The organism is Paenibacillus sp. Soil766, from assembly GCF_001428105.1.
Taxonomy (GTDB): Bacteria; Bacillota; Bacilli; order Paenibacillales; family NBRC-103111; genus Paenibacillus_E.
The window spans coordinates 115,600-136,231 of the sequence record NZ_LMSJ01000054.1; the positions used below are offsets into that span (position 1 = coordinate 115,600).

General features: G+C 42.4%; 16 protein-coding genes. 3 read left to right on the forward strand and 13 right to left on the reverse strand.

The genetic code is table 11. The features are described from left to right. Positions 1–15: 15 nt before the first annotated feature. From ASG89_RS30025 to ASG89_RS30040, 4 genes are read right to left on the reverse strand one after another with little or no spacing between them, the layout of a single operon-like run. Positions 16–1,290 (reverse strand): hypothetical protein, encoded by a 1,275-nt coding sequence (locus ASG89_RS30025; protein WP_057315018.1) that lies wholly within the window; start codon positions 1,288–1,290, stop codon positions 16–18. A 12-nt stretch (positions 1,291–1,302) separates the two neighbouring features. Next, entirely contained in the window at positions 1,303–4,461 is a 3,159-nt protein-coding gene (locus ASG89_RS30030; RefSeq protein ID WP_057315019.1) for a glycosyltransferase, read from the reverse strand. Next, complete coding sequence (locus tag ASG89_RS30035; RefSeq protein WP_057315020.1) at positions 4,458–5,672, reverse strand: ABC transporter ATP-binding protein; 1,215 nt, start codon at positions 5,670–5,672, stop codon at positions 4,458–4,460. The genes ASG89_RS30030 and ASG89_RS30035 overlap by 4 nt, the downstream gene beginning before the upstream one ends. 10 nt (positions 5,673–5,682) lie before the next feature. Further along, positions 5,683–6,477, reverse strand: coding sequence for an ABC transporter permease (locus tag ASG89_RS30040; RefSeq protein WP_057315021.1), 795 nt, complete (start codon positions 6,475–6,477; stop codon positions 5,683–5,685). A gap of 169 nt (positions 6,478–6,646) precedes the next feature. Between ASG89_RS30040 and ASG89_RS30045 the strand changes: the two genes are divergently transcribed. Then, positions 6,647–9,175: an O-antigen ligase family protein gene (locus ASG89_RS30045; protein WP_057315022.1), complete on the forward strand. Its 2,529-nt coding sequence runs from the start codon at positions 6,647–6,649 to the stop codon at positions 9,173–9,175. Positions 9,176–9,279: 104 nt separating this feature from the next. Here ASG89_RS30045 and ASG89_RS36840 read toward each other — a convergent pair whose 3' ends face one another. The 3 genes from ASG89_RS36840 to ASG89_RS30060 all read right to left on the reverse strand — a co-directional run bounded on the left by ASG89_RS36840 (position 9,280) and on the right by ASG89_RS30060 (position 14,375). Next, entirely contained in the window at positions 9,280–12,450 is a 3,171-nt protein-coding gene (locus tag ASG89_RS36840) for a DEAD/DEAH box helicase (RefSeq protein ID WP_057315023.1), read from the reverse strand. Then, entirely contained in the window at positions 12,447–14,021 is a 1,575-nt protein-coding gene (locus ASG89_RS30055) for an SWIM zinc finger family protein (RefSeq protein ID WP_057315024.1), read from the reverse strand. The genes ASG89_RS36840 and ASG89_RS30055 overlap by 4 nt, the downstream gene beginning before the upstream one ends. Before the next feature lie 111 nt (positions 14,022–14,132). Then, positions 14,133–14,375, reverse strand: coding sequence for a hypothetical protein (locus ASG89_RS30060; RefSeq protein WP_057315025.1), 243 nt, complete (start codon positions 14,373–14,375; stop codon positions 14,133–14,135). Between the two features lie 285 nt (positions 14,376–14,660). On the opposite strand from ASG89_RS30060, the gene ASG89_RS30065 reads away from it, so the two are divergent. Both ASG89_RS30065 and ASG89_RS30070 read left to right on the forward strand, forming a co-directional pair. Continuing rightward, a complete protein-coding gene (locus ASG89_RS30065) occupies positions 14,661–14,921 on the forward strand; it encodes a hypothetical protein (RefSeq protein ID WP_057315026.1) in 261 nt (86 codons plus the stop codon). 17 nt (positions 14,922–14,938) lie between these two features. Next, on the forward strand, positions 14,939–15,208 hold the full coding sequence (locus tag ASG89_RS30070; RefSeq protein ID WP_057315027.1) for a hypothetical protein: 270 nt from the start codon (positions 14,939–14,941) through the stop codon (positions 15,206–15,208). Positions 15,209–15,359: 151 nt separating this feature from the next. Here the strand turns inward: ASG89_RS30070 and groL are convergent, their stop codons facing one another. The 6 genes from groL to ASG89_RS30100 all read right to left on the reverse strand — a co-directional run bounded on the left by groL (position 15,360) and on the right by ASG89_RS30100 (position 20,601). Further along, positions 15,360–16,988 (reverse strand): chaperonin GroEL, encoded by a 1,629-nt coding sequence (groL, locus tag ASG89_RS30075; RefSeq protein ID WP_057315028.1) that lies wholly within the window; start codon positions 16,986–16,988, stop codon positions 15,360–15,362. Between the two features lie 74 nt (positions 16,989–17,062). Further along, positions 17,063–17,344 carry a co-chaperone GroES gene (groES, locus tag ASG89_RS30080; protein WP_028553854.1) on the reverse strand — a complete coding sequence of 94 codons (282 nt, stop codon included), beginning with the start codon at positions 17,342–17,344 and terminating at the stop codon, positions 17,063–17,065. Between the two features lie 243 nt (positions 17,345–17,587). Next, positions 17,588–18,328 (reverse strand): twin-arginine translocase subunit TatC, encoded by a 741-nt coding sequence (gene tatC, locus ASG89_RS30085; protein ID WP_057315224.1) that lies wholly within the window; start codon positions 18,326–18,328, stop codon positions 17,588–17,590. A gap of 86 nt (positions 18,329–18,414) precedes the next feature. Further along, entirely contained in the window at positions 18,415–18,948 is a 534-nt protein-coding gene (gene tatA, locus ASG89_RS38480; protein ID WP_057315029.1) for a twin-arginine translocase TatA/TatE family subunit, read from the reverse strand. 58 nt (positions 18,949–19,006) lie between these two features. Beyond that, positions 19,007–20,092 (reverse strand): molybdopterin-binding protein, encoded by a 1,086-nt coding sequence (locus tag ASG89_RS30095; protein ID WP_057315225.1) that lies wholly within the window; start codon positions 20,090–20,092, stop codon positions 19,007–19,009. 17 nt (positions 20,093–20,109) lie between these two features. Further along, positions 20,110–20,601, reverse strand: a complete 492-nt coding sequence (locus tag ASG89_RS30100) for a molybdenum cofactor biosynthesis protein B (RefSeq protein ID WP_056608535.1) — start codon at positions 20,599–20,601, stop codon at positions 20,110–20,112. Positions 20,602–20,632: the final 31 nt, after the last annotated feature.

A 20,632-nucleotide genomic window follows, 5' to 3' on the forward strand; every position in this document is an offset into this window, starting at 1 on the left:
TAACTTCAACTTACACTATTCGGGATTATTTGGATTCAATTTCTTTATAATCTCAGGAATAAATGGAAATAAATCAGACTTATCCATGTATGACTCGTTATATGTTTTGTTTAATCCTATTTCATTATTTCCCGAAAATTCATTACATAACTTTATTAACAATGCAGATATTTTATCAGGAGTAGGGGTCTCTACTGATGAGATGTTTGAATGGAATTTTGACAGATCTTTATTTTCATAAGAATTTGTTATCACTAGCAAACCAAAATGGGCCATTTCAAGAGGAGGATAACTTGGATGAGGTGATATCATTAAAGATACTCCAACAGCAGACTCTGCTAATGCTTGAGCATATCCATCTAGTGTCATTTTTCCAAAAGAACGAATATTAAGCCCATTTCCAATTAGTATATCAGGATGTGATTCACCTATAGATATGATTTCCCAGGAAGAAGAATCATCATAATTCCAAGCCCATATTCTTAAGGCTTCTATTATTAATGTAAAACCATTACGCAATACTGAAGGTCTACCATAGAACAAAATTCTTTTTTTCTTTTCTGTTAAGTTCAATGTCTCTAGTTTTTCTTGAAGAACTTCATTCAATTGGGGTTCAAATGTATAATAATCTTTAAAAATAAAACCTTTATTTAATACATAGTCTTTTAACAAACTCGTATTAAAAACCGCAATCTGTGGTCCCTCATAATTATAAGTGCTCTCAGCCAGAATGGATTGGCTTGACCACGGGTAAAAACAAGGCTCATAATCCTGTATAAAATATACAAGTTTATTTCTCTGTTGGCTATACTCTATTTCCTGCCATTGTACAATTCTTTGTGCATTATATGCAGTCCACCAAGCAGTCGCAATGAAGATATCCGTTTTACGAACTGGAATCGTTTTCTGATAACGATCATTAAATGCCACTAACTGAAAGGGTTCAGTAGAATCTTGATCCGCGGTGACAAGGTTGTATCCTACGAATGCAACTGTATCCTCTTCATTCGGACTTGCATCCGTCATAATGATCCTTTTATCGCAGCCCTCAGGGACTAATTGTTCAAAAAACTTAATGGCAGTCGATATACCACCAAAAACATGCTCTTTGTTTATTGATGGAACCAATAAATTATATCGAATATTTTCATTATCGGATCTTCTTGGTTGAAATGGTGTTATCTCTCCTATATGTGTTGAGATAAAGTTGCTCTTGGCTTGATGATATACTTTTGTTGCAAGTTTATTTTTTTTAGCTAATCTTTTTAACCTATCCAACCAAGTGCTCATTTGGTTCTCTCCCTATTTAGTTGTGGGTATTAAATGTTGCAATGACAAGTTACTATTAAAAAAAGGATCCCCCTCTTTCAAATATGGGCCATAGTGAAGTGCAGACATTTTAAAATCCTGTTCAGGGACATAAGGCGTTCTTGTTTTGGATTCGTAATGATATAGGATTACTTTAGGATCGTAAATATTAAATAATCCAGCTTTTGAAGCTCGGATCGATATCTCTACATCACTTCCGCAAATAATAAAATCCTCATCAAAATCCCCAATTTTATCAATTGTTTTTCTTGCTATAGCTAAACAGGCGCCTGTCGAGGCACTCACATTTCTGACGACCGCCGGAGATATGAACGGAGAACCATAATGAATTGGCTGCTGGCCTTTAAAAATATGATCTGCCCAGCCACCCATACCGATAACTACACCAGCATGCTGAATTGTCTTATCTTCAAAAAGTAGTAATGCACCAACAGTGCCCACACCATTCTGTAGAGTTTTCTCTGCGAGCCTAGAGAGCCAATCATCAGTTAAAATAACCGTATCGTTGTTCAGAAATACAAATACTTCTCCAGATGAAACATTTATACCATGATTGTTTAATTTGGACCAATTAAACTCATATTTTGCTTCAATAACTTTCACAAAGTTATGTTTTTTTTGTATATCCGAAAACCAATCCATTGTCACTTTAAGGTCGGAGTTATTATCCAAAATAATAATTTCATAATCCGAATATTTTGTAACGTTTATAATGCTCTGAATGCATGGTTCCAATAGGTCGATTTTATCTTTTGTAGGTATAATAATACTCACTTTAGGTTTAGGTTCTGGCAAACGAAAGCGCGAATCATATACATATAGGTGCTCTGTTTCTTCTGCCCACGCGTTGCCTTCACCATATACGCGTGCAAGGTGTTCCTTTACAGCTTTTAAGCCAGAATTCTGGGCATACGGTTTGGAATCAGGATTCATTGCCGTGGATGTTTCCAGTTCCCTCCATGAATATAGAATTTCAGGAACATGATGAATGCTACAACCTACAGTCTCAGTCATTCTTAGTATTAAGTCATAATCTTGAGCCCCATCAAACCCCGTTTTGTATCCTCCAACTTGATCAAATAAACTTTTCTTAAACATTATTAAGTGTCCCATATACATTTGGCATCTTAACAAATCAGGTGACCAATCGGGTTTATAAAAAGGATTTTTCCTCTCACCATTTACATCTATTTTATCTTCATCCGAGTAAAGTAAATCATACGCTTTTGTTTGCAATGCTTTAACCATTTCAAATAGTGCATGTGGACGGATTTCATCATCATTATCTAGAAGACAACAGTACTCTCCTTTACTCAAAGTTGCCGCTTGATTCGTTGCACCAGCAATACCTTGATTGTCTTTTAAGAAAGAAATTTGAATTCGTGGATCGCTAACTTTCTTTAGGTAATCTTTTGTTTCTTGGTTGGTTGAACAATCATCAACAATTATTAACTGCCAATTAGGATAGATCTGATCTTGTACTGATTCAATTGCTAAAGCAAGCCATTTAGGATGAACATTATATACTGGCATGAGTACGGAAACTAATGGTTTGTATTTCCATTCGTTTATTTCATATTGCATTGTTTCTCGGTCAAATTGATCCAATATTTGATAATTATAAGGTGGTTGAAGTTCCTGATGTAAGCTGACACTTTTTACTTTTTCAGCTAAACCCTTGATTCCTCTTCTGCGAAACTCAAAAACACCACGACTTATATAAGTCGGATTATTTTTAACTAGCTTTAAAATTTTATATATTTTTTTTAGAGGTCTTTTTATACTTTTTGGTAATATTCTTTTAATTCTATTTTTAATTCTTAACGATTCAGCCATCACTTGTATTTCAGTAATATGTTTATCTTTTTGCTCTATAATCTCGCCGAATTCTTCCAAATTTCTAGCAAAATTTATTTTTTGTTCTTCAAGTGATTGTTCTAAATTTCTTGCAAAATTTATTTTTTGTTCTTCAAGTGATTGTTCCAAATTTCTCGCAAAATTTATTTTATGTTCTTCAAGTGATTGTTCTAGATTTCTTTGAATTTCTAGTGATTTTGCCATCTCGTCTTCTGTTTTTTGTAAATTTGAAACTTTAGATTCAATACTGGATAGTTTCAACCTCAAATCTTGCAATTCATTTCTGAGCAAATCATTTCGAAGTTCATTCTCTTCAAGTTCTCTCTTTGATATTTCATATTGATTCTGAAGTAATTGTTCTGAATTGCGTTCTATAGTTCTCATTGCATTTAAGACGTTTTGAATTTGCCAATTATAACTCTCATCACGGTCTTTATCACTAATATTTTGATGAAGAATTCTCAATTTCTGATAAAGAGAATTAATTTCATCTAAAGCATGTGGATTAACATTTTGTTGTTGTCTGTTATTAATCCATTCAGATATTATTTCCAATTTTACTGAATCTTTTATAGACACAATAAATTGACGATAATGTGGATTCACATAATCGTTTTCATATATTTTTTGATTATAGACGTTATCAATTAATGTGCAATATGGACGCAAAGCAAATTTCCCAGCAACAAGAAAATGAGTTGACATCATCATTTCCCAGATTTTTAAAGATCCGTGTCCAAAATGAATAAAAGGAATTTCTCTTTTTTCAAGAAATTGCAATGTTTCATTTAGCTCTGGAAGCCCCAGTTCTTCATGTTCTTTTAACCATCTATAATCTTCCCCATAGAGAACATGATAGAAAGTATTCGCGTTTTTTTCAGATAGCGAGACTCCTGGGGTATTGAAAGGAGCTGAAATTAAGAAACCATGTTTACCTACTCTGCTCAATTCCAGTAAAAAGGCTTGTTTACGCTCATTATTAATATGCTCAAAAACATCAAGTGCAATAACCCAATCGTATTCATTATCGGAAAAAGGCATTTCTGTTGCATCGCCTTGAATATAGGAAGGGTCATTTTTTAAATGATCAGGAACTTGAATATCCAAATAAGTTATTTGGCCATCTAGAAGGAATAATTCTAAATTTTTATGCTCATTTGCCCCAACTTCTAATATTTTCACCTTATTAATCCCAGAGGTATTTTTCCATGAACTGATAACCTCTGCTGCATGTTTATATCTTTGGTAGTGATCGAAGGGAAATGAATCTGTCATTTTACTACTCTCCATTCATGCTCAATATAAGCCAATCCCTCAGTAAAATATTCACTCTTTATAGTGAATTGCTCAATACTTGTCTTATAATCAATCATAACCAAGCCCTTTTCTGAGAATAATCCCACATCGATAAAATAAGTACCGCTAAGTAATGGTATACGAGGAATACGGTATTGTATAGAGTGCCTCCCTTTTCCAAATGGAATTTCCACTTTGTCTAAATAAGTATTAGGTCCAAATATATATTTGCGATCCCGATCGTATATAGCAACACCAACTAGAAGATTTGGCACTGCTTCATCATAAACATCGTATAATATATCTACTTGCAAAGTATCGAATGTTTTTAACTCCAAACTGCCAAATGAAACGTTTACTATTCTCCCAACCTCATTTGAATCAACAGGTATAGAAAACGACTCTGATATGTCAGTGAACAGGTCTATATCCTTTGAATCTTCAGAACTTTTTGTATCCAAATAAAGAGAATCTTCATATATGTTCACGATGTCGTTAGCAGATCCATCATCACGTAAGAAGCCTTTATCAATCCATATAGCTCGTGTACAAAAACGTTTGATCTGCTCAATCGCGTGTGACACAAATAAAATAGTTGTTCCATTTTCACGAATATGTTTCATTTTCTCTATACACTTCAATTGAAACTTAGTATCACCGACACTCAATGCCTCATCAACGATTAAAATATCAGGCTCTACGTTAATGGCAACTGCAAATGCCAAGCGAGCAAACATACCACTCGAATATGTTTTCACAGGCTGATAAATGAAATCTCCAATCTCCGCAAATGACAAAATGCTTTCTAATTTTTGATCAATTTCAATTCTTTCATATCCCATAATCGTTCCATTTAAATAAATATTCTCAATTCCTGTATACTCAGGATTAAATCCAGCACCTAGCTCAAGTATTGCAGATACCTTACCATTAATTTTTATTTCGCCTGAGGTAGGAGTCACTACACCTGCTATTAGTTTTAGAAAAGTTGATTTGCCAGATCCATTTACACCAACGATTCCTACACTTTCACCTCTTTTTATTGAGATAGATATATTATTCAGAGCCTTAAAATCCTTGTGATGCTTTTGACGAATAGGACTTAATGCCTCTTTTAATCGATCTATTTGTTTTTCATAAATTTTATATGACTTTGTCACATTGACTAATTGAATTATATTCTTTTCCATAAGCACCTCTTCATAATACGTCCGCAAAATGTGACTTTAATTTCTTAAATAGCACCCAACCACTACTAATCAAAACAACGGTAATCAACCAAAAATAAATTGTTAGATTTGGATGATCCAGTATTCGTTCATTTGTGAATAAAGCAGCACGATATCCCTCAACAATATAATATATTGGATTTAATTTAATAAGAAAATGGTAACTCTCTGGTACTGTTTTTAACATCCAAAAAATCGGTGTTACCCAAAATCCAAATTGGGTAACAATAGCAATAAGTTGTCCTGTATCTTTGAAAAACACATTGATAGAGGAAGTCAGTAAATTAACCCCTGCCAATAACACGATAGAACAAACCATATAGTAAAGTATAAGAAGATTATGCAAGCGAAATCCATACCCGTACACAAAATAGATAATGAATAAAATAGCAATGAAAAACAAATGAATCTTTAAAGCAGTTATAATTCTAACGATTGGTAACAACTCTGTTTTAAATACCACTTTTTTGACCAGAAATGTGTTATCAGTAATCGCGGAAACGCCATTAGATAGAACATCAGAAATAAACAGCCACGGAACCATACCAGCAACTAACCATAATATAAAAGGAACATTCCCTACTGGTACAGATTTAAAACCGACCTGAAAAACAAACCATAGTATAGATATGATTATTACGGGATGTATGAATGCCCAGATGACACCAAAAAAAGATCCATAATATTTCATTTGAAGTTCTCTTTTGGACAATTCATTTGACATTTTAATTGATCGTTTCACATTTTCAAGACTTAGATTAAGCATTATTTTACCCCTCTGCCTTTTGTTTCAATTTACTAATGATCACTATAGGGAATTCATTTTTGCAAGATGCTAACTATTACGAACTAGATTTCAAGATCTTCTATTTGGAAACCCTCTTCCAGTATGCTAAAATAAAGTCGAACTTTAGCAAAAAAGGAGACTGTCTTTCATGAGTGCAAGTAAGAATGCCTACGCGGCTTCGCGTGCAAAATCGAATGGAACGATAACGACGGATAAGAGTTCTGTCATCTTTTGGGTATTGGCTGTGTTTACGGGCTTATTCATGTTCTGGGCACCTTTTCAAAGGGCTCTGTTTAATGGCGGTACATCGGAGTTTGAGAGAAGCATTTACTCTGCTTCTGTGTGGTCCTCCATCATCCTATTGCTTGTTGCGATCCTAGCATTTTTTGTTTTTAAGCTTCAAGAAAAGAAAGATCTCCTTACCATTCTGGTCTTCATCATGCCTCTTACTTACGTTATTTCTTTGTCGAATGCAGCTTCTCATTATTTGGCAACTAATATGGTTTACATCCAAATGCTGTATGCAACTTTCTTCATTTTAGGGGTATTTTTGACAAAAAACAAGCTTGGCGCGTCGATTGTTGCCCAATTATTCATGATCTCGGGATATTTCGTCGTGTTATTCGGACTTTTGTACTGGTTAGGCAACAAAACCTTCGCAGGACACCTTGTCGGTTGGTTTGCTCTCATGGATGGAACGAATGCAAATCTATACCGTGATGCCGTGATGACAGATTCCAACGGTCTACGGTTAACCTCGGTCTTCCAATATGCGAACACCTATGCAGCCTTTTTAATCACGATAACGCTTAGTTCTTTATTCTTCATAATAAAATCTCGTAAATGGTACGTAATTCTCATTCATGCTTTTTTACTGATTCCTACGATTGTCTCTTTCTGGCTAACCTTATCTCGTGGGGCCATCGTCGTTATCCCAGTGGTCTTCCTCATCATGATGTTCTTCTTCCGAATGAGCCGGCAGATTTTAGCATTGGTTCAACTGGGACTAGCCTTTATCACTTCACTGATTATTTTAGAAAATGTCACAGATATTGGCATTGGACTACAGAAACAATTCAGCGCTTCAGAATCTTGGCATGGATGGTGGATTTTACTGCTCGCTTCCTTAGTTTTCGCTGGACTGTCCGTCGCTATTCAACGCTTTGGTGAGCCATGGTTGGAGCGCGTAACTGCTCGATTTGACGCTAAGAAATATGCAACTTTCATTCTCCCGATCGCAGCTGTCTTGATTGGTGTCGTTGGAGCCTTTCTTATCTTAAGTGACACTGGCTTTAAGAACATTCTTCCCGAGAACGTCAAAACACGTGTTGAGAATATTAATTTCCAGCAGCACAGTGTTTTGGAGCGTGGAACGTTTTACAAAGATGCTGTGAAGCTGTGGTCGGACTATCCGATCCTTGGTGCTGGTGGCGGAGCTTGGGCTTCCCTTTATGAAAAGTATCAAAATAATCCATACACAAGTCGTCAAGCACATAACTTTGCTCTACAATATTTGGTTGAAGCTGGTGCGCTTGGATTCGTAGCTTTTATCGGCTTTGTAATTGCCGTTAGCTGGTTCTATATTCGGAGCTATATTAGAAGCTCTCAGGAAAAGCGAGATGGGCACTTCCTATTTTTCATTATCATGGTTTCCCTGTTGGTCCACAGTATGATTGACTTTGATTTAAGCTATGTGTACTTAGGTGCGATTCTCTTCCTTGCTCTTGGCGGGATGCTGAGCAACAGCTCCTCTGGCGAATTGCGTTTGAAGTCGAAGTCAGCTGTAATTCACAAGCTATTCCCTGCTAGTATCGCGGTACTGTCACTAGTTATGTTCTTCATCTCAGCACAGTTGCTTTCCGCGAATAGCAGTTACAAAGAAACACTAGAAGTTATCAAAACAAGCAAAGATTACAATCAGATTGTGAAGCCTCTTGATAAAGCCATTTCGTTACATCCTGGACATCCGGATTATTCGTTAACTGGTCAAGTGAGTCGAATTGGACTTCTCCTTCAAGTTTATAATCAAATGCAGAAGGAAAACCCGAGTGATCCTACGAAGAGTGAGCCATTCTTCAATCAGGCGCAGGATCTAATGAATCAGCTTCTGAAAAAAGAACCTCATAACCGTGTCGTGGCCATGCAACAGCTAAATATGCTTCTCATCAAGGGGGATCAACAGGCCGCTCTGGATTGGTCAAACGCTCAAATTCTGAATTACCCTTGGTATATGGATATGTATGAGAAGAGTATCTCACTGAATATTGAGCTAGCTGGACAAGCAAATGGCAAAGGCAATGCACAGGAGTTCAACACTAGATTAGATAGTGCTCTAGCCACATATAAGGATGTCCTAACTCGTATTGATTCTTTGAAGAACTTGCCGAAAGAACAAGCCCAAGGACGTGAATTCGCAGTCACTCCATCGATGGCACTCAACATTGGCCAAATCAGCTATATGCGCGGTGATTATCAGGGTGCAGTTGCACTGATTCAACCACATGTTACTGAGAATATGGATGACCAAGTGAACCGCCTATTAATCCGCTGGTATCTAGCCATTTTGCAAAAACAAGGTACGCTAGATCAAGCATTAATGAATAAATTAATTGCGAAGGATCCAAATGAGAAGCAAAGTGTTGATGCGATTGTTGCAGCTGTTTTTCCAGCTAAATAGAGAGGGTGCCACAGAGATGTGGCGCCTTTTTTGGTACGCAAAAAAAAGCAAAAGAAGCTACAACCATCAAGGATGGGATAGCCTCTTCTGATACAAACCCGATCTCATTTCTCAATCCACTCACGCCGCAACGCAAAAAGCTCGCGCAGCTCGCTTGTCGACATCTCCGTGACCCAGTTCTCGCCGGTGCCGACGATTTGGTCACTAAGTCCCTGCTTACGCTCGATCATCTCGTCGATTCGCTCTTCGAGCGTGCCGAGCGTAACAAACTTGTGCACCTGCACGTTGCGCGTTTGCCCGATGCGGAAAGCACGATCCGTGGCCTGATTCTCCACGGCCGGATTCCACCAGCGGTCATAGTGGAACACATGGTTGGCCGCTGTAAGGTTCAACCCCGTTCCTCCTGCTTTCAGCGAGAGGATGAAGATATGGCAACGCTCCTCCGCGGGGAGCGTCGCATCCTGGAAGCGCGCGATCATCGCATCGCGCTTAACTGCACTAATCCCCCCGTGCAAGAACTGCACGGGCTCTCCCAGCGCCTGCGCAAGCGTAGCCTGCAGCAGGTGGCCCATCTCGACGAACTGGGTGAAGATGAGGCAGCTGCCTCCTTCGCTCCTGAGTTCGTCTATCATTTCAACCAACCGCTCCAGCTTCGCTGAGCGTGCTGTCACTTCAGCCGCGGCGGCGAGTGCGCCGCGCCGCTCTTTTGCCCTCACGCTTGCTCTCGCACTTTCACTTGCACTCGTACTCGCACTTGCTCTCACGCCTGCACTTGCACTCGCACTCACTCCCGCACCTCCCCTCGCCCCCGCTCCGCCAATCTCCTTCAAAAATAAACCCGGATGATCGCAAATCTGCTTCAACTTCATCAACGAGGTAAGAATGAGTCCCTTCTTCTCTATCCCACTCGTATCCTCAATCTTCTCCATCAAGCTTTGAACAACATTCTCATACAACGCCCCTTGCTCTGTAGTGAGGCGCACAAATGCCCTGCCCTCATACTTATCTGGCAAGTCCAACTGAATCGCTGGATCCTTCTTCAGACGTCTCAGCAGGAATGGCCTTATCAAACGCTGTACACGCTCCGTCAATTCCTTAGCGCCATCCCCATTCTTCTCGATCGGACCTACATACTGTCGGTTAAAATGAGTCAGCGTCCCCAGATATCCTGGGTTCACAAAGTCAAAAATCGACCACAACTCGGTCAATCGATTCTCAATCGGCGTGCCGGTCAACGCAATACGCTGACTCGCTTCTAACTTACGAATTGCCTGCGATTGCTTCGTGTACACATTCTTGATATTTTGCGCCTCATCCAAGCACAGCGTATCCCATGTAACGCTCGACAGCTCCTCTTCATCCAACTGTGCGAGATTGTAGGACGTTATCACCAAATCAGCATCACCAAGCGATGCTTCAAAAGCTTCCCCTTTTGCCCGCTGCGCACCATAATGAAGTTGAATCTGGAGGCTTGGTGCGAAACGAGTGAGCTCCTTCTGCCAGTTACCAAGCACAGAGGTTGGACATATGAGCAACGACGGTTTTGATTTTGATTTTGATTTTGATTTTGGTTTTGTTACTGCTCCTGCTTCTGCACCTGCTTCTGATCTTTCCCCTGCTTCAGTTCTTGCCCCTCTCTGCTCCTTCACCTTCAACAAATATGCAATAAACTGAATGGTCTTCCCGAGCCCCATATCATCTGCCAGACACCCGCCTAGTCCCATATTACGCAGGAAAAGGAGCCACGACACCCCTTGCACCTGATACAGTCTAAGCTCAGCACACAAGCCCTCAATGTTCGCCACAAGCGGAATAGACTTGGTCTGACCCAACTGTTTCAACAAACCACGAAGATGACTATTAAGTTCTACCTTGACCTCCAAAGGTTTAGCCCTCTCGTCACCCTCCGCCGCGATACCTTCCTCATCTTCTAACAGATGCATTTCCAACACATCCCGGAAGGACAGGCCCTTCTTCCTTTCAACCTGCTTCATCGCATCGCGAATTTGTTCCAAATACGCTGGATCCAGTTGCACCCATTTACCTCGGATGTAGATCAAGCGCTTCTTTTCCAATGCCAATTGTCCAAATTCTTCCTCGGATAAATCTACGCCGCCTAGTGCCACTCGCCAATCAAATTGCACGATCTGATCCATGCCAAACATCGCTTTGCGCGTTGAGCCTACGGAGCTTTTGATTTTCGCCTTCAATTGAGGACGACTCATTTTCTGTATCTCTTCCCACCACGATGGTAAAAAGACAGAAATTCCCGCCGCCACAAGCTGCAGACTCGATTCGATTAGGAACGTCCAAGCAGCTTCATCAGACAATTGATCGATGATTTTACCTGGTTGATACGCACTCTCAAGCTCGGGCAGCATTCGCAAAACTCGTTTCGTCTGTTCATACAGCTTATCGGCAATATCTGACTGCCAAGCAAGGGGGATCTCACCTACCAACACATTGCCCGTTGAGCTGAACTCTACGAATCGGTTCGCATCCCGGCGATCCTGGGCAATGAAACGCAGACGCCAATCGGCTGCGTTATCCTTCGCTGTCGTCGTCCCGTCGACATAGGTTTCGGCATAGGGTTCTACAAGCTGCACACAAATTCGATAAGGCGTATCGTCGTCATCAGTCCATCCAATCGCTAGGAGCCAGTCCTCTTCCTTCATCCAGGACGCTTCAGACAGCACAGCATCAAACCCTCGGGCATTAACTTGCAGCAACCTATGCGCTTGAACTAAGCCATTCCACACCGGAGATAGTGCGAAATCCACATCAGTCTCTAGCAGCTCTTCAACAATTCGGCTGAACCAACTCTGCCAAAAGCTTTCCTGAAAAGCCCCATTACAAAGCTCCCTAAACCTCTCAACGTGCCCCGTTGGCACTCTAAGCTTCCAACCAGTTTTCCCTTCACGCCAGAGCTCGTAAGAAGGCAAATACCAGCCAGCATCGATCGCTTCACTTAGAAAAATCGCCCCTTTTTGCAGCTCAGTAAACCCCTCTTCCCAAGTTAAACGGCTATGTAGAAGCACACCTGGTGCACGCAAATAATCCAATGCCATAACTGGAGATAATTCGATCGCATCCCCATATGGAATTCGAGTCACTTCCAGCCCCGTCCCATAGAATGAGCGCTCATGCCAGGCAAAAAGCAGCTTGCGCAGTATATATCCAGGAACCATGTTCGCTTGCTCTGTTTCTCCATACACGGCAAAACTCCCCGAAGGCAGCCTTTGAATTCTCAAATGAATCGGTGCCAAAGTCATCATGGTATCAAATTCCCTTTCCGCAACTCCTCCGTGAAGGCACGATACTTAGCGTATTGTTTCACGATTTGACCCAAGTACGCTTCGAAACGAGAGGTTAGCTTCAGCTTTTTATAAGCAGCCGCTAGTTTCTTCAAAAGCTTAATCGCTTGTATATAATCGGGACGATTTTTCCTCTGAATGAATGCTTCAATCGCGTGATGATAGATCGGCAGGAGAAAGCGAACATTTGTTTTCTCGACGAGTTTGAGCTGCGCAGTATCGATGTGTTCCGTAGTTAGACCCAAAAGGAGACAGAGATCCGCCCATTCCTGGTACTCACCTTTCGATAGCAGGAATTTCGCATAGTTATCGTAGCTTGTTGGTAAAAGTGAAATCATGACCTCCCGCTGCTCTTTCTCTACATCTCGCTGTTCCGCTGCCAAACGCCAGTAATGCAAAAATTCATTTGCATACACTCGTTCGTTCCACGCCATCTCCGGTTTTAGCCACCTCAACCAAGTCAACAAACGATCCCACTGGCTCTCAAAGACGAATCCATTCAAATAATCGAACCAATAATCTGGTTCAATTTCAAACTTCCCATTATCTGCTCTTTCCCAGGCATTCTCATCTTCACTTCGGCTAATATCCAAATGAATAGAACCGAGAGTAGCGACTTGATGCGCTTGTTGACTCGCTTCCGAATCTGCAAGCAGCTGCCTGAGCCTCGTTGTTTCTAACGCTAACATGTCCTCATCCTGAAATAGCTGTGACCATAACAGCTTATACAAATCAAGCCAATCATAGAGATACAAGCCTGATCCATTCTCGCAAATGTCAGCCAAATAAGCCGATAAATCCTTCACATGTCCACCATATTGCTTGTATGCCCTACTAACATCCAGTACGTGAAGGGTCGCTTCTAATTGCTCACGGGCATGCCTCAAGACACGTTTGACATAATAGTTCGTATTTTGATAAAAATCATACGTAATCGCTTTCGATCCCGCCATCGTATCACATAGCTTGATCACATATAAGGCAACTTGAACGTCATATAAACCTCGAATGGTAGGTTCCCATGTGTCCGCCAGTTTATTGAGCTCTCTCCAGGCACGGAGACAAACTTCCTCAAGGCTAAATGCATTATAAATCTTGGCATTACCATATTGTTTATGAAAATAAGTCAACCATTTCTCACAGCTATCTGTCGGCTCCGGTAGCTTATTCGCTTGTTTGGTTTTGCTTGGCATATCCAGCGGTAACTGCTCCACCTTCATTTTACCTAATCGAAGCTCCTCTGGATCATATCCCATTTGCTTCGCAACCTGAAACAGCACAGCAGCCATATGCTTACAATTGTAGCCATATGGGCAAGTACAACTACTCCTTGAAAAAGACTTGAGATCCAAAGCAACTTTGTATCGGCTTGTTCCATCAGCCCTTGCTTTTATAATCGAGGTGCCTTCCACTTGAACATCTCTTACAGCACCCTCATTGAAATAAGCCCAACCTCTCGCTAGGATCACTTTATCAAATTCAGAACGTAATCGTTTTATCCAAAACGGCCAATCAATTTCTAACTCTTGCATGTGACTATCCCCCGTTACCAATCAACATCCTTTCCTTATTATATAATTAACTCCCCTAACAAAAAACACCCCCCGCCAGAATCATTGATTCTTGGTGGGAAGTGCTTAGTGTTACTTCCTGAGCATACCTTGATGCGGATGCGGGTGTGTGCCACAATACTCATCGGTTTCGGTACACGTATACACATGCTCATAGACCGGTACACAGTGATGACGATTCACAATTTGGATTGGATGAATAACTTGAACCTTTTGTGGGTGGTAGAAATCTCTAACTACTCTTTCTGGATCTGTCATTATCGGGTCAGCAGGTGGACACTGAAATTGTTTTCCTTGGTTGGGTTGTAAAGCCATGAATACGTCAACTCCTCTGTTAGTTTGAGATAGTATACGTCTAACCCTAGTCCAGAGAGTGTACCAATGCCTATCTTTCCGATAAATGGGCTGATACGCATGGGCCAAGCAGACAAATGTCCAAGCAGACTGGCGATAGTCAGGCTATGTGGCGAGTACCTAGTAGTAAACAAAAGTGAATTTATGTTATCGTTCACAGTCTGGGAATTAGGCTGTATAATTAGGAACAGGAGCTTGTCACACTTAGACATGAAGCTAAAGAGAACTTAAGAAGAGGTGATGGATATGGAAGAACTATTGCATAAAATAATGTTGCAACTTGAAACCATGGACACTAGACTAGAATCTATGGACGCTAGACTAGAAAACGTGGAAACAAAAATTGATCGTATTCAGCTAACTTTAGACTCACATCATATCGAAAATATCGAATCTGATGACCGTCTCCTTGAAGCAATTCACACAACCAATGACCGCTTAGACTTTCAAAGGAACAAGATCTCCAAAATCGAAGAAGACGTAATCTTACTGAAACAAAAACATTAGGAAGGGATGATAAGCACATGAGTGAGCAAATATTAATTCAAATTTTAGAAGAAATAAAAACTGAACAAAAGAAAACGAATGAGCGATTAAATTCAATTGAAGCTTTCGTATCCGACATACCACTAATTAGACAAGCAGTCCTAGAAACCAGAGAAGATGTCAAACAACTAGAAGTAGTTCAAAGACATTTATTGACAGAACATCATACATTCGCGCACCATTTTAACGTAATCGATAAACAACTCGTTGATCACGCAATTGAAATCGACAAGTTAAAAAACAGATAACTCCGTAGCCCCATTGGGCTTTTTATTTTCACAAAATTAGAACATATGTTCCATTCCTGAAAATATATATTTGAATCGCCATTTAAGCAAACAGAAAAAGACCCCCGAAGGAGTCTTTCTCTCTGCATGCGCAGAAGCTCTAACGAGCTTCTTACATCATGCCGCCCATACCGCCCATGCCGCCCATATCAGGCATACCTGGTTTGCTTGCTTCTGGCTTATCAGCGATAACCGCTTCAGTAGTCAAGAACATAGCTGCAACGGAAGCTGCGTTTTGAAGTGCGGAACGTGTTACTTTCGCAGGGTCAACGATACCCGCTTCGAACATGTTTACCCATTGTCCGGAAGCAGCGTTGTAGCCGATGCCTACTTTTTCGTTTTTCAAGCGCTCAACGATAACGGAGCCTTCTTGACCAGCGTTAGCTGCGATTGTGCGAACTGGCTCTTCAAGGGAGCGAAGGATGATGTTAACACCCGTTTGCTCATCACCAGTTGCTACTACTTTCGCTACTGCGTTGTATACGTTAACTAGGGCAGTACCACCACCAGAAACGATACCTTCTTCAACTGCTGCACGAGTCGCGTTCAAAGCATCTTCGATGCGAAGTTTGCGCTCTTTCAATTCAGTTTCAGTCGCTGCGCCAACTTTGATAACAGCTACGCCGCCAGAAAGTTTAGCCAAACGCTCTTGAAGTTTTTCTTTATCGAAATCGGAAGTTGTTTCTTCCAATTGGGAACGGATTTGTGTAACGCGAGCTGCGATATCTTTCGGGTTACCAGCACCATCAACGATGATTGTGTTTTCTTTGGTAACACGGATTTGACGAGCGCTACCCAATTGATCAGGAGTTGCGGATTTCAGATCCAATCCTAGCTCTTCTGTAATCACTTGGCCACCTGTTAGAGCAGCGATATCACCCAACATTGCTTTACGACGGTCACCGAAACCAGGAGCTTTAACAGCTACGCAAGTGAATGTGCCACGAAGTCTGTTAACTACAAGCGTAGCTTGCGCTTCGCCTTCAACATCTTCAGCAATGATTAGAAGTTGTTTACCGGATTGAACCACTTTTTCAAGAACAGGCAAGATTTCTTGGATGTTCGAGATTTTTTTGTCTGTGATCAATATGTACGGGTTGTCTAGAACTGCTTCCATTTTATCCGTATCTGTGATCATGTATGGGGATGTGTACCCACGGTCGAATTGCATACCTTCTACAACCTCAAGCTCTGTCAAGAAGCCTTTGGATTCTTCAACTGTGATAACACCGTCTTTACCTACTTTTTCCATAGCTTCAGCGATCAATTCGCCTACTTCTTCGTCAGCAGCAGAGATTGCCGCTACTTGTGCGATGGATTGTTTGCCTTCGATTGGCTTCGCGATAGCTTGAAGCTCTTCTACAGCCGCTTTAACAGCTTTCTCGATACCTTTGCGGATAACCATTGGGTTAGCGCCTGCAGTAACGTTTTTCAGACCTTCACGGATCATAGCTTGTGCTAGAACCGTTGCAGTTGTTGTACCGTCACCGGCAACATCGTTTGTTTTGGTAGCAACTTCTTTAACAAGTTGTGCTCCCATGTTTTCGAAAGCATCTTCAAGCTCGATTTCTTTCGCGATCGTAACACCATCATTAGTGATCAACGGGCTACCAAATTTTTTCTCAAGTACTACGTTACGGCCTTTTGGACCTAGTGTTACTTTAACGGCATTTGCCAAAGCATCTACCCCGCGAAGCATCGCGCGGCGTGCGTCTTCACTGAACTTAATTTCTTTTGCCACGATAGGAAACCTCCTCTAATTAAAAACCTAGATTAATGGGTAATACGTAAAGCCGATCTATATGCTGCTCTAACTTAGGCTAATACAGCGAGGATGTCGCTTTCGCGCAAGATCAACAGTTCGCGGCCTTCGTATTTCACTTCAGTTCCAGCGTATTTGGAGAAAATGATGCGGTCGCCTTCGCTTACTTCAAGCGGAACACGTACGCCATCTTTCAACGCGCCAGCGCCAACGGCTACAACTTTACCTTCTTGTGGTTTTTCTTTAGCTGTATCTGGCAGCACGATGCCACTTGCTGTAGTCTCCTCTTTCGCAACGGCTTCAATGATAACTCGATCACCTAACGGTCTGATCATGGAAAAATAGCCTCCTTTAGAAAATTGGTCTTGGGTATATTTCTTTGTTATTAGCACTCGAATGTGTTTAGTGCTAACAACATCTCTTATGATACTCATTCTGGGAGTAATTTGCAAGTCCTTTTACACATTTTTCATTCTTATGGACACCCCCCTCATTCTACCCAAATGATAACCAAATATTCCCTCTGCGAATGAAAAAAAATAGCCCACCATGAAGGCGGACTCTGTTCAACCATTTCCTTATTTCGGACCAAACTCCAGTTCCCAAGCGGCATCATTCGCAAGCTGCTTGCGATAAATGAAGCCCGACATAAAGACACTGAATTCATATAAGATAATGAGCGGAACCGAAACTAATATCGCTGAAATCGCATCTGGCGGCGTAATAACGGTCGCTAGAATGACCATCAGCATGTAAGCATATCTTCTTAACTTGTGCAGGCGCTTCGGATTCAAGAGCTTAATCTTCGTGAGGAACATCACCACAATCGGCATCTCAAACACACAGGCCAACGGAAGTAGGATGTTAAACATAAAGGTAAAATACTGCGCAGCGCCATACATTTCTGTGATTTCTAGGCTTTTGCTAATCGACGAAGTAAAATAAAACGCCATCGGGAAGACAACCCAATACCCGAAAGAAAGTCCCACTAAAAAGAGCAAAAACGCGTAGGGCACATAGATAAGAGAAGCCTTTTGCTCCGTCTCCCGCAGCCCCGGCTTAACGAAAGCCCATATATGGTACAGGATGACTGGTAATGTAATAAGAAGACCGACTGCTAAACCAAAATTCATATACAACCGCAAGGCATCCCAAGGAGAGAACACGTTCCAACCAATGCCATCTGCTGGTGGGATACTTTTCAGATACCGAATGACAGGTTTAGCAGCAACGAGCCCACCCACCATGCCAATGACCAGAACGACTAATATCCACATGATTCGCTTGCGTAACTCACCAAGATGCTCTACAAGAGACATTTCTTCACTTCTCAACCGATTTCACCTACCTAATCTAGTGCATACAGCCTCAAGGCTGAACCACTTCTTAATCTGCCTATCAAAAATTAATCCGGTAACCGCCGGGAATGGCCTGTATTGCCTGACTGCTGCGCTGGCGCCGGGGTAGGGGCCGAGGCTTGTGCAGGAGCGGAGGACAACACATCGCTGTCTGCTTGAGGAGCTGCCGCTTGGGCGGCCGTCCCAGTAACATGGACAACCTCTGAAGACTTGTTAGATACGAAAGTCACTGCAGGTTTCGCGGTAGGTGAGCTAATTGATAGAGCCTCCACTTTACTCTCAACTTCAGCGTCTATCGAGCCTTTTTCTAACCGCGACGTTGTAGGAGTAGTCTCAGAAACGTCAACGGTTGCAACCACGCTAGCTACCTCAACAGGTGTAACCGGGTCAGCTGTAATTGGCGTTTTGGATGTTACCTGAGCTTTGGGCTCGTCACTCATGAGTTCATTCGTCGCTTGCTTGAAATCTCTTAACGTCTTACCCAGCATTCTGCCGATCTCCGGGAGCTTTTGTGGTCCGAAGATGACAAGAGCAACGACGGCAATCAATAAGAGCTCGGTAAATCCTATATTTTGAAACATGGACTTCATCTCCATTATGTAATGCGTTATGAATCAAAGAAAGTAAAGTAAATCTCTTCTAGCATTGATAAAATCCGCCGTAGCCCATCTCCGTGATGTCACTACGCACGATCTCTTCGCCTGCGCAGATGCGCGGCAGCAGCACATCAAAGGACGTGTACGGGTCGTGCATCACACAACCCGGCAGGCCCATAATCGGCAGCTCGCCTAGGTAGGCGATCATCAGCATCGAGCCCGGCAGCATCGGCGTGCCGTAGCTGACCACGCGGGCGCCGGCCGCCTTGATCGCACCCGGCGTGCGATCATCCGGGTCCACGGACATGCCGCCCGTGACCAACACCAGATCCACGCCTAGCGCCTGCAGCGCGTGGATCTCACCCACGATCGCTTCGCTGTCGTCCAGCGCGAAGCGTTGGTCCACAACCTGGGAGCCGAGCTGCGCGACCTTCTCTTTCACAATCGGGCCGAATTTATCCTTGATTCGGCCCTTGAACACCTCGCTGCCCGTTGTAATAACGCCGACGCGCAGCGCTCGAAACGGCTTCACCTCGAGTAAGGTGAAGCCCTCTTTACGTCGAGCCGCGGCTAATCGCTCGACGGCCTCAACCTTCGCTTCGTCGACGATCAGCGGGATCACCCGCGTACCGACCAGCGAAGCGCCGGCCTGAACGACCGTGTTGCTGCGAATCGTCGACAACACGACTTCATCGATGGCGTTCACGCTGTCGACGAACGCCTTATCGATCTTCACCAAGCCGTGAATCTCCGATTTCACGTTGACTTTGCCCTCATGCGGATCAGTAAGCTTGAGATACGCACTTGTACTCGCACTTGCACTTGTACTTGCACTTGCACTTGCACTCGCACTTGCACTCGCACTTGTACTTGCACCTGTACTCGCATCCATGCCCACAATAGCCCGCGCCATGCGCAAAGCAGCCTCATCCTCATGGAGATAGCCCGGCTGCAGCTCCATCACATAAATATGCTCCTTACCGATGCTCAGCAGGGCAGGAATATCCGCTTCCGTCACCTGATGACCTTTGCGGAACAGACGGCCTTTGAACTCGCCTGGCAGAATCTGCGTGAGATCATGCGGAAGTATCATGCCGATCGCATCTTCCACTTTCACCTCGCGCAGCATAGAAGAGATATGCTCTTTCACCCGTGATCGCCTTCTTTGCCTGTCAGAATCCCAAGCGCATGAGGAAGTTGATCAATAATCGCCATCAAATTCTCTTGAACACCCTTCGGGCTGCCAGGCAAATTAATAATCAGCGTGCGTCCACGAATCCCAGAAACGGCTCTAGAAAGCATGGCTTTCTTCGTTTTTTGCATCGAGATCATGCGCATTGCTTCAGCAAAACCTGGTGCAACTCGATCAATCACGTTGAGCGTTGCTTCCGGTGTGACATCTCGCGGAGCCAGACCTGTTCCGCCTGTTGTTAATATTAAATCAGCTTGATAATAATCAGTCATTTCGATTAACGAAGCCATAATTTCGTCCATCTCGTCTGGGACGACCCGATACTCAATGATCTCGCCTTGAATTTCCTCTTCAATGAGCTCGCGGATTACCTGAGCGCTAGTGTCTTCTCGTTCTCCTCGGTAACCGCGGTCACTGGCTGTCAAAATCGCAACTTTCCAGTGCATCCTTCGTCACCTCTCCCTTGTTCACTGAATG

Excerpts from the sequence above, each read along its gene's own strand:
- ASG89_RS30025 (WP_057315018.1), bottom strand. The coding sequence starts at position 1,290 with ATGAGCACTTGGTTGGATAGGTTAAAAAGATTAGCTAAAAAAAATAAA.
- ASG89_RS30030 (WP_057315019.1), bottom strand. The coding sequence starts at position 4,461 with ATGACAGATTCATTTCCCTTCGATCACTACCAAAGATATAAACATGCA.
- ASG89_RS30035 (WP_057315020.1), bottom strand. The coding sequence starts at position 5,672 with ATGGAAAAGAATATAATTCAATTAGTCAATGTGACAAAGTCATATAAA.
- ASG89_RS30040 (WP_057315021.1), bottom strand. The coding sequence starts at position 6,477 with ATGCTTAATCTAAGTCTTGAAAATGTGAAACGATCAATTAAAATGTCA.
- ASG89_RS30045 (WP_057315022.1), top strand. The coding sequence starts at position 6,647 with ATGAGTGCAAGTAAGAATGCCTACGCGGCTTCGCGTGCAAAATCGAAT.
- ASG89_RS36840 (WP_057315023.1), bottom strand. The coding sequence starts at position 12,450 with ATGATGACTTTGGCACCGATTCATTTGAGAATTCAAAGGCTGCCTTCG.
- ASG89_RS30055 (WP_057315024.1), bottom strand. The coding sequence starts at position 14,021 with ATGCAAGAGTTAGAAATTGATTGGCCGTTTTGGATAAAACGATTACGT.
- ASG89_RS30060 (WP_057315025.1), bottom strand. The coding sequence starts at position 14,375 with ATGGCTTTACAACCCAACCAAGGAAAACAATTTCAGTGTCCACCTGCT.
- ASG89_RS30065 (WP_057315026.1), top strand. The coding sequence starts at position 14,661 with ATGGAAGAACTATTGCATAAAATAATGTTGCAACTTGAAACCATGGAC.
- ASG89_RS30070 (WP_057315027.1), top strand. The coding sequence starts at position 14,939 with ATGAGTGAGCAAATATTAATTCAAATTTTAGAAGAAATAAAAACTGAA.
- groES (WP_028553854.1), bottom strand. The coding sequence starts at position 17,344 with ATGATCAGACCGTTAGGTGATCGAGTTATCATTGAAGCCGTTGCGAAA.
- tatC (WP_057315224.1), bottom strand. The coding sequence starts at position 18,328 with ATGTCTCTTGTAGAGCATCTTGGTGAGTTACGCAAGCGAATCATGTGG.
- tatA (WP_057315029.1), bottom strand. The coding sequence starts at position 18,948 with ATGTTTCAAAATATAGGATTTACCGAGCTCTTATTGATTGCCGTCGTT.
- ASG89_RS30095 (WP_057315225.1), bottom strand. The coding sequence starts at position 20,092 with ATGCTGCGCGAGGTGAAAGTGGAAGATGCGATCGGCATGATACTTCCG.
- ASG89_RS30100 (WP_056608535.1), bottom strand. The coding sequence starts at position 20,601 with ATGCACTGGAAAGTTGCGATTTTGACAGCCAGTGACCGCGGTTACCGA.